This is a genomic window from Microcoleus sp. M2_D5 (genome assembly GCF_036701935.1).
GTDB lineage: Bacteria > Cyanobacteriota > Cyanobacteriia > Cyanobacteriales > Microcoleaceae > Microcoleus.
This window is the reverse complement of sequence record NZ_JAUBRP010000036.1, coordinates 56,067-65,343: the sequence shown is the minus strand read 5'-3', so window position 1 is coordinate 65,343 and position 9,277 is coordinate 56,067. Positions and strand designations below refer to the sequence as shown.

Genomic DNA, 9,277 nt, shown 5'->3' with positions numbered 1-9,277 from the left:
ACCGTGTCTGCGGTTCGATAGCCTGCATTTTGCGGTTTGATAGCTTGTCTCTTTTAAGATACAAGGGGCGGGTTCACCAAAAATACCTGCCAATAATTGACCATCTCAAAAACCCGCCCCGACCGGGATATTATGGTTAATCGATCCGACATGATATCAGATTGCTCCGGGGCTGGTTCACCCTAACCTTTAATACCAACAGAAAATGCAGGTAAACCAGCCCTTACGCGCTATTAATTCAAGCTATTATCAATCAATTTTCTGGGTCTTGAAGTCGTTTAACCAATTCATAAAACGGTTCCCAATTATCCTCAATAGCGATCGGTTCCCAAACAGCCTCAATCGTCGGTCTCAACAGCGATTGTTCGGGATTGTGCCTCCGCAAACAGTCCGCCATTTTGTCCATATCATCCGCCGACAAACTTTGCAAAACGTGATAATAAAATTGCCGCCAAGGTGCTATCAAGTCCGCCGGTTCCGCCTCAGCAAAAATTTGACTAGCATCATCTCGCCAAGTGCCAGAGAACTGTCTTCGCAGTTCAAAAAAGAAATCGTGATACTCAACTTGAGACTCCGCCAGCATTTTAATTGTCACCTTCAACAACTCATCTCCCTCCGCCTCTGGCAAATCCTCAAATCCCAATCTATTTAGCATCAACTGCCGATAAGCTGCATTATAATACTCGCCAAACTTTTCCAAAGCAGCATCCATATCAGCTTGAGAAATCGCCGCTGCTAGCGGTGCCTGAAGTTTCTCTAAATTGTTCCTACAAATCAACGGTTGATTGCCGTAACAATAAAGACCGTAATGGTCGAAATAAGCTGCTGTAAATTCCGGCTTGTAAGTTGGGATAAAAGCGAAAGGCCCGTAATCGAAACTTTCTCCAGTAATCGACATATTATCAGTATTCAGCACGGCATGGCAAAATCCTGCTGCCATCCACTGAGCGACTAATTCAGCTACTCGCTTGACTAAATCTGCATAAAATAGCGCATATTTTTCGGCAGGCGAAACACCCGCATTACTTGCTTCTAAATGCAGTTCGGGATAGTAATATTCAATAACAAAATCTAAAAGCTTTTTAGTTAAATCCGGCCTGCGGATATAGTGCAATCTTTCAAAAGTTCCAAACCGGATGTGAGAATGGCTGAAACGCACCATTACGGACGATCGCGTTGGTGATGGTTCGTCGCCCCGCCACAAAGCCTCGCCAGTTTCAACTAAACTAAAACAGCGAGATGTCCGAACTCCCAACCGGTGCAAAGCTTCGGCGGCTAAAACTTCGCGAATTCCCCCTTTGAGAGTGAGTCTACCATCAGCGTGCCGCGAGTAGGGCGTGCGGCCGGAACCTTTAGTGCCGAAGTCGTAAAGTCTGCCGTCAGTCCCGCGAACTTGGCCGTACAAAAAGCCTCTACCGTCGCCTAAATTCGGGTTGTATTCGTTGAATTGATAGCCGTGATAGCGAAGTGCCAAAAAAGGGCGGACGCAGTGAAATTCACCGAACGCTTCGATGAAATGTTGGTCGGTTACTTGTGCGGGTTCTAAACCCAATCTTGGCAATAATTTGTCGTTGCGGAAGCGGAGAATATGCTGCGGAAAATCTGCTGCTGGGACTTCATCAAAATAGTCGCCACCGAGGGATTCGAGGGCGGGTTCGTAGTTGAGGGAGAGCAAAGGATTTGACATTTTTCTATTTTATCTTGAAATTGGCGATCGCTCCAAATTATATACGGGTAAGGTGCAGACTGCATTGGTGTCAACAATCGCCTCAGACCCTTTGTATCCCTCGTCTATAGCCGAGTTCGATCTCCCTCGCATCCCAGCAGGGCTGTTTCATTTTAAAATTTTAGCATAGCTAAAGTTTGAGCATGAAACATTAGCGTCTCCCTGGAAAGCTAAAAATTTTAACTGTCAATTTTAGCGATAGTTAAATTAACCGTTTTTCTTGCTAAAAATGAAGTTGATCTCATATCCGATTGACCATAATATCCCGGCCGGGCGGGTTTTTGAGATTGTCAATTATTGGCCGATGTTGTTGGTGAACCCGCCCCTACCTGATGAAGGGTAATCGACGGGACATGATATGAAGTCTTAAAATTTTTAAAGTTAAGTGGGATTCACCACCTAATATAGTAATCTAAATCATTTGTGAATTTCTTACTCCCTCCCCACGGGTTCGGGGAGGGTTGGGGTGGGGTCAAAAAAATTACAACTCCTACAATGATTGCTATATACCTTTTCCCCTATTTAAAATTAGTCAACACCCCGTAAATCGCCCAAATCGCCATCGCCCGCAAATAGTGACTCGCCCGAAAAGTTCCCCCCGCCGTAATCGCTTCCGGCGTGCGAAACTGCAACCCATTTTCATAAATCTGCTTCACCACCGCATCGGTCAATTTAAACGCTTTCTCCTCCATTCCCATCTGTACCAAAAAAGCCGCCAACCCAAAATTAATCCCCGTCCAAACTTCCAAAGGATGAGTCGCATTCGGATTTTCCGGGGAACCATTCAGCATCACCCCATTTGCCGCACCGAACTCGCCATCGTTGAACTTCAAAAAGCAAGAATCGTACACAGTTTCTAAAGCACTGGCTGCACATTCTGGCGGCACAATATCCGGCAATCCTAACAGCTTCGCGTAAAATTGACCGCACAATTGGTCTGCCATCACCACTTCGGAATTACTCTCGCTGTCCAAACGGTAATATTGACCGTTCCACAGTTTTTCTTGATAGCTAGGTCTTGCTTGTTCCAGCCAACTGTGATATAATGCTATCTTTGCTTGAGGGTTAGGAATTATCTGCGGTGCTGCATCTTCCAAGATTTCGCCGATCGCGATAGCAGCCTCCAGCGCCGCCAACCACAAACCCCCGCAATACGCACTTATCCCCCGCATTTGCCAGTCATCAAACGTCTGATCCGGTGCTCCCGAATTCTCAGGAATTCCGTCCCCATCCTCATCAAAAGTTTTCAAATAAGCCAAAGCCTCAACAATTGCCGGCCAACACTCTTGCAGAAACTCGCAATCTGTGCCGCCAGTCAACAGGAAATCCCGATAAACTTGCAACACAAAATCGCAAGGTAAATCCTTCCACAAATTGCAATCTTGATAGCTAGTATAATTAGTTTTTTCCCAAGGATGTTCGTTAGGAGCACCCAAATCGTGAGGCGTCGCGCCGACAGCTTTTCTAATAGCAGATGCTTGATTCCAGCCAATAATTCTCGGCGTATCGTCTCCGGCTGAAATTGCCCTAGCGAACGCTAAAACCACCGACTTTTCCAAATCCGGCCACAGCATCAACAAAGCAAAAGAACCGTAAAGCCGCACGTCCAAACTTTCGTACCAGCGGTAATCAATGCACTCCAAAACCGCAAATTGACCCTTGGGATCGCGTTCGTCCGCCGCACTCCACAGAGTACCGCCGTCTGTCAGGGCGTATAACTCGTTAAACAGCGCCATTTTAAAACTATCTGACAAATCTTTCCGTTCTAAAATCGGTTTTTGCCAAGCTTCAATATTTTCGCGCCAAGTATCGGAATGCTTCATTGCAGTGCGAATAATCGGCCAAGCATTTTTGCCGTTGCGGCCGAAGAAATCCGTATAGCGGCGGTAGTACCAAACTCCCGATGCAAACTCAGTAACGGGCAAATCCCAAGCTATAATAAAGGGAATTTTGCGAGTTTTTCCCGGTCGAATAGTAAAGCGAACTGCGATCGCACAAGCCAACTGTTCTCCTGCGGCTGCGGCTGTCTCGTCTTTGTCATCCAACAAGAAACCTTCAGCAGAAAAGTGGCGCCAAATATCCTCGCCATTCCCCGCCGGGTTCCAGCGAGTTTGATAGAATACTTCTACCGCCGGATTAGTAATAGTTGCGATCGCCCATTGTCCCTCCCCCTCTTTCGGTTCCTCATCAGCAGTCAACCGCGTCATCACGCAACCGATGCGGTGAAAATCTTCCACCAACAAATTCAAATTTCCGGCACTTTCTCCCCACCGGGATTGATAATCATAAAATGGACTGCCATCATCTCGCACCATCACTTTCGGCGACTTGTTGGCATTAGTAAACCAACCGACAATATTCTCCCAAGTCAGCATGATGCTGAGAGTAATCGGCGCATCGGTAGGATTGTGCGCCACCCATTCAAACATGGCAACTGGGTAACTGCTTTCCTGATAATTGTTCGGCAAAATTGGCGAAAATTGCTCGCAGCTTAATTCAGCATGAAACACATTTTCGTAGACAAACCAACTGCGCGGATACAAAGCATGATAAGTACCAGAATTAGACTCTTCTCTTGTTCCTTCTTTTGGATACCATTTCCAACTAGATAAACTGCCATCGGTAGGCGGTTCAGCGGACAGTGCAAAAGCTTGTTTCTTGCCTTGAGTTTCTTCAAAAACGCTGAACTGACAAGCGGGCAAACTGCGAAAAATGTGCTCGCCACCGTCAATGTGCCAGAGGTTGAAGTCGCCGCGGGACGATCGCCCGATGCAGCCGGCACCGAACCCGCCCAGAGGCATTCCGTGCCAGGGCCCGTCGTCGAGATTGCTTGCGTAGCGGACTGTATAGGGATTCTCCCAACCGAGGCCGATGGGACGTTTCCAGGTGTGCGGGGGGATGTTTGGATTGAATGTGCGATCGTTATTCATGTCAATTGATTTTAGATTATCGATATAGGAATGTTTTAAAGCTTAGGAGTTTTTTGGCGGTGTAAGCAATTATAAATCACTACTTTTTTGCTTAATTTTCATTACTGTAGTTTAGCATTTATGATATTGTTCGATACGCTTATAATGACAGATTTGCCCTGAAATGTGTAAGTTTTCTACCTCAACAAAACTCATTAAGAGTGAGTCTTATAGTCCTGGACGCACGGGCGATCGGAAACCGGGATTTTTTCAAAATACTTCGTTACAGCCCGCCCAAACCGCAAAAAACCCGGTTATGAAGGTTTTTATGCGTTCAGGACTATCCTGAAAACCTCATTCCGTCACCTCAGCAAATCCCAAATCCGAACCTTTCCTCGCGTGTACCAAAGCCAACTTTTCGTAACGCTTAGCGTGTTCGACCAACTCCGCAGCTTCCTCCTCAGAGACATCTCGCAGGCGCTTGGCAGGCACTCCCGCAACTAGCGTGTGAGGGGGAACGTCTTTGGTGACAACCGCCCCTGCACCGACGATCGAGCCTGTTCCCACCCTCACTCCATCGAGGACGATCGCCCCAATCCCGATCAGGCAGCCCCGTTCAATGTAAGCTGAGTGAATCACGGCTCGGTGTCCGACTGTCACGAAATCTTCCAAAACAGTCGGTTTCCCCGGATCGCCGTGCAGAATTGCTCCATCTTGGATATTGGTACTTGAGCCGATCGCAATTCGCTCTACATCCGCCCGCACCACCGCCCCGTACCAAATACTAGCGCCAGCAGCCACCTCTACCCTGCCGATAACCACAGCGCCTTCAGCGACAAAAGCCGCTTGGGACAGATCGGGCCTGGGCCAATAGGAAGAAAGTGCAGACAGAGGTTCGTTGAGATTGCTCATTAGTTGGTCGATCGTTATACTTCTAGCAGATTAGCTGGTTGTTGATACGGGATATAATAAAAGTATTTGGCACTTTTGCAGAGAAAATATGCTGGGACGCAAATAAATGATTGAAGTTGCCTTGCAATACCCGATGTTTGGCCCGGAAATTCAGTGTCCCCACTGTCGCCAAACAATTCCGGCTTTAACGCTCACGGATACCTATTTGTGTCCGCGTCACGGGGCATTTGAGGCAGATCCAAAAACGGGGGAACTGGTTCACCTTCAGTCTGGGCGGCACTGGCGCCGCTGGGAGAATGAATGGTATCGCCAGCACACGCACCCCGACGGGATTCGGTTTGAAATTCACGAAGCGCTCGATCGACTTTATACTCAAGGCTACCGAGCAACTCGCGTGATCGTTGCCCAACGCTATCGGGACTTAATCAGCGCTTATTTGGAACGCAGCACGCCTTGGCGGGGCCAGTCGGAATCGCCCCGGCCGCGGCTGTACGGTTTGCCTGTGGATTTTAGTCCCGATCCCCAAGAAGACCCTTGCTGGGAAGTGATTAATTTTGATTTGGAAAAAGAGCCGGGAGTTCCGATTAGATATCCCTATTTTCGATTGTTTGAATAGTTATTAGACATCTCCCAAAAAGACAGTTTTGAACAGGCAAGATGCCTGTTCCACAATAATTATGGGAGAGGTCTATTCGTTATTAGTCATTAGTTATTTGTTGGTTGTTATTTGCCCCAGGTTTTTTAGAATATTTAGGCGATAGCAACCAATGCCCAACGCCCTGTTTGGCCAATTCCCCAATCTAAAATCTAAAATCTAAAATCTAAAATCGAATGCACCACGCCTCGATTCGCACTGCTAACATTCACCGGGCGATCGCCTTTTACGAACAGTTGGGATTTACTGTGAGCGATCGCTTTACCACAGGTTACACCCTAGCCTGTTGGATGGAAGGTCTCAATGGACGCATCGAACTAATTCAAATCCCGGAACCAAAACCCGCACCGGATGCTTTCGGAGACGAGCATTATGTTGGATATTATCATTTATCTTTCGATTTAACTGAGGCGACAACTGACTTGCCTAGCTGGTTGCAGTCTCTGAAAGAACGGTTTGACGAAGCTGCTTCATACCAACCAAACCAGTTTCAAGCTTTGAAAGTTTTATTAGAACCGACTCAACAGGCGATCGGGCAAAATGTTTACGAAGTAGCTTTTATTGCCGATACTGATGGTTTGCCTTTAGAATTTATCCGGCGGCTTAATTAGTCGATCGCTAATGACTATGGATAATCATTCTCTCTCTCAATCGGAAACTGAGAATAGTTATTACTCTTAATCCCTGGTAACGTTCCCGACCAACTTAACAATATTTTTATAAAATACAGTAGATTTTTAACTCACAATCTACTATATTTTATTTTTGACTATACAATATGAATATCTATTCATACTATCAGGTGTTAAAATAAACCCAGGAAAAACCATGCAAAAAGCCAAATTGAGCGATTCCGGCTGCTGTAGTCACGACGACGACCACGATCGCAGCCATGAGAATCATAACCATGACCACGACCACGGGAACGGAGATTTTAACCTGAATCAAGAATTGATTCCTGTGATATTGGTTGTTGTACTATTTGTCGGCGGTTTAATTTTTGAAGAAAAACTGCACAACACGCCCTATTCTATAGGTGAATATCTGGTTTTCATCCCAGCCTATCTTTTAAGCGGATGGAATGTTTTAACTATTGCCGGCCGCAACATTCTGCGAGGTCGATTTTTTGATGAAAATTTCTTAATGACTGTAGCAACACTCGGCGCTGTCGCTATTCACAAACTCCCTGAAGCAGTCGGGGTGATGTTGTTTTTCAAAATCGGAGAACTTTTTCAAGAATTTGCCGTAGGGCGATCGCGTCAATCGATCCGATCGCTTTTAGAAATTCGCCCAGACAGCGCCAACCTCAAAGCAAAGGGTGAAATCAAAAAAGTTGCACCAGAAACAGTAGCTGTCGGCGATATCATCCTTGTCAAACCGGGAGAAAAGATTCCCTTAGACGGTGAAATTATAGACGGCAATTCTCAGATTGACACATCTGCACTAACTGGAGAATCAGTACCTCGAACCGTGAAAGTTGGAGAAACAGTTTTAGCAGGAACAATTAACCAGACAGGAGTTCTCACCGTCAAAGTTACCAAACTATTCGGTGAATCTTCAATCTCCAGAATTCTGGAATTAGTAGAAAATGCCAGAAGCAAAAAAGCTGAAACTGAAAAATTTATCACCAAATTTGCCAGTTACTACACGCCTTTTGTAGTATTTGCATCGCTAGCAGTGGCTTTAATTCCGCCTTTGTTCATTTCAGGAGCAACTAATGCAGACAGATTTTTATGGGTTTACCGCGCCCTAGTCTTGTTAGTTATTTCCTGCCCTTGCGGATTGGTTATTAGCATTCCTTTGGGATACTTTGGGGGAATTGGTGGTGCAGCCAAACGCGGTATTTTGGTTAAAGGCTCGACTTTTTTAGATACCCTGACAGCAGTCAAGACAGTTGTTTTGGACAAAACAGGAACTTTGACAAAAGGAGTTTTTAAAGTAGCACAAATTGTGCCTACAAATGGTTTTTCCCAAACAGAGTTGATGGCAATAGCTGCTAAAGTAGAATCTCAATCAAATCACCCAGTCGCGAAATCTATTCTGGAAGCTTACGGCGGAAAGATAGATTCATTGGATGTGAAAGATTACGAAGAAATCGCGGGACACGGCATCCGAGCAAAAGTAAATAATCAAATTGTGCTGGCGGGAAATGACCGTTTGCTGCACCGAGAAAATATTGCTCACGATCTCTGCAATGCTGAAGGTACAGTAGTACATTTAGCGGTAGACAACCGCTACGCTGGGTATATTTTGATTGCTGACGAGCTTAAGGAAGACGCTGTACAGGCTATTCGCGACCTCAAGAAACTGGGTGTTGAGCGAATCGTGATGCTCACAGGAGATAATCAAGCTGTAGCCGATAGTGTTGCGAGAAAGCTCGGTTTAGATTCCTACTTAGCCGAGTTATTACCCGAAGGAAAAGTAGAGGCGATCGAAAAACTGATCGGTCAATCTAAAAAAGGCGAGAAAATTGTCTTTGTTGGAGACGGAATTAATGATGCACCAGTGCTTGCTAGGGCTGATGTGGGCATAGCGATGGGGGGTTTGGGCTCCGATGCGGCGATCGAAACTGCCGATGTTGTAATTATGGCAGATGCACCGTCAAAGGTGGCTGAAGCCATCCAAATTGCCCGAAAAACTCACAATATTGTCTGGCAAAATATCATTTTTGCCATGTCAGTCAAAGGCATATTTATTGCTTTGGGTGCTTTTGGGTTAGCTACAATGTGGGAGGCAGTTTTTGCTGATGTTGGGGTGGCTTTAGCAGCTATTTTTAATGCGACTAGAGTTTTGAAATAGAGTTTTCGCAGGGCGGGCATTGCCCACCTTACGCCACAATTGAAACATACATTTTGAGGTCAAAAATACTATGCGTCGTCAAAGTTCTCAGCCCTGGATTCACCGCTATTCTCGTCCCATCACGGCAGGAATTGCCTCGATAGGGGCTGCGATCACTGCTTATCTAACAGTGGTCAAGTTATCCAACGGAACGGCGGTAGCTTGGTTAGTGGCTAGTATTATAGTAGGATTAAATAGTTGGCTGTTATTACAAACCATTTTCTAGCAATCTGAAGC

General features: G+C 45.9%; 7 protein-coding genes. 4 read left to right on the top strand and 3 right to left on the bottom strand.

The window, feature by feature from the left end; genetic code table 11:
- Positions 1-253 precede the first annotated feature (253 nt).
- From QUA50_RS16690 to QUA50_RS16680, 3 genes are all read right to left on the bottom strand, one after another.
- Positions 254-1,687 carry a protein adenylyltransferase SelO family protein gene (locus tag QUA50_RS16690; protein ID WP_333264579.1) on the bottom strand — a complete coding sequence of 478 codons (1,434 nt, stop codon included), beginning with the start codon at positions 1,685-1,687 and terminating at the stop codon, positions 254-256.
- Positions 1,688-2,244: 557 nt separating this feature from the next.
- On the bottom strand, positions 2,245-4,656 hold the full coding sequence (locus tag QUA50_RS16685) for a GH116 family glycosyl hydrolase (protein WP_333264578.1): 2,412 nt from the start codon (positions 4,654-4,656) through the stop codon (positions 2,245-2,247).
- 333 nt (positions 4,657-4,989) lie between these two features.
- Positions 4,990-5,547, bottom strand: a complete 558-nt coding sequence (locus QUA50_RS16680; protein ID WP_333264576.1) for a gamma carbonic anhydrase family protein — start codon at positions 5,545-5,547, stop codon at positions 4,990-4,992.
- Between the two features lie 106 nt (positions 5,548-5,653).
- On the opposite strand from QUA50_RS16680, the gene QUA50_RS16675 reads away from it, so the two are divergent.
- From QUA50_RS16675 to QUA50_RS16660, 4 genes are all read left to right on the top strand, one after another.
- Positions 5,654-6,163 carry a TIGR02652 family protein gene (locus QUA50_RS16675; RefSeq protein WP_006631343.1) on the top strand — a complete coding sequence of 170 codons (510 nt, stop codon included), beginning with the start codon at positions 5,654-5,656 and terminating at the stop codon, positions 6,161-6,163.
- Positions 6,164-6,378: 215 nt separating this feature from the next.
- Entirely contained in the window at positions 6,379-6,813 is a 435-nt protein-coding gene (locus QUA50_RS16670) for a VOC family protein (RefSeq protein WP_333264574.1), read from the top strand.
- A gap of 217 nt (positions 6,814-7,030) precedes the next feature.
- Positions 7,031-9,001, top strand: coding sequence for a heavy metal translocating P-type ATPase (locus QUA50_RS16665; RefSeq protein ID WP_333234228.1), 1,971 nt, complete (start codon positions 7,031-7,033; stop codon positions 8,999-9,001).
- Between the two features lie 70 nt (positions 9,002-9,071).
- Entirely contained in the window at positions 9,072-9,266 is a 195-nt protein-coding gene (locus QUA50_RS16660; RefSeq protein WP_333234229.1) for a hypothetical protein, read from the top strand.
- The last annotated feature ends 11 nt before the right edge of the window (positions 9,267-9,277 follow it).

What these genes read in the sequence shown, in the direction of transcription:
- QUA50_RS16690 (WP_333264579.1), bottom strand. Translation starts at nt 1,687, where the DNA reads ATGTCAAATCCTTTGCTCTCCCTCAACTACGAACCCGCCCTCGAATCC.
- QUA50_RS16685 (WP_333264578.1), bottom strand. Translation starts at nt 4,656, where the DNA reads ATGAATAACGATCGCACATTCAATCCAAACATCCCCCCGCACACCTGG.
- QUA50_RS16680 (WP_333264576.1), bottom strand. Translation starts at nt 5,547, where the DNA reads ATGAGCAATCTCAACGAACCTCTGTCTGCACTTTCTTCCTATTGGCCC.
- QUA50_RS16675 (WP_006631343.1), top strand. Translation starts at nt 5,654, where the DNA reads ATGATTGAAGTTGCCTTGCAATACCCGATGTTTGGCCCGGAAATTCAG.
- QUA50_RS16670 (WP_333264574.1), top strand. Translation starts at nt 6,379, where the DNA reads ATGCACCACGCCTCGATTCGCACTGCTAACATTCACCGGGCGATCGCC.
- QUA50_RS16665 (WP_333234228.1), top strand. Translation starts at nt 7,031, where the DNA reads ATGCAAAAAGCCAAATTGAGCGATTCCGGCTGCTGTAGTCACGACGAC.
- QUA50_RS16660 (WP_333234229.1), top strand. Translation starts at nt 9,072, where the DNA reads ATGCGTCGTCAAAGTTCTCAGCCCTGGATTCACCGCTATTCTCGTCCC.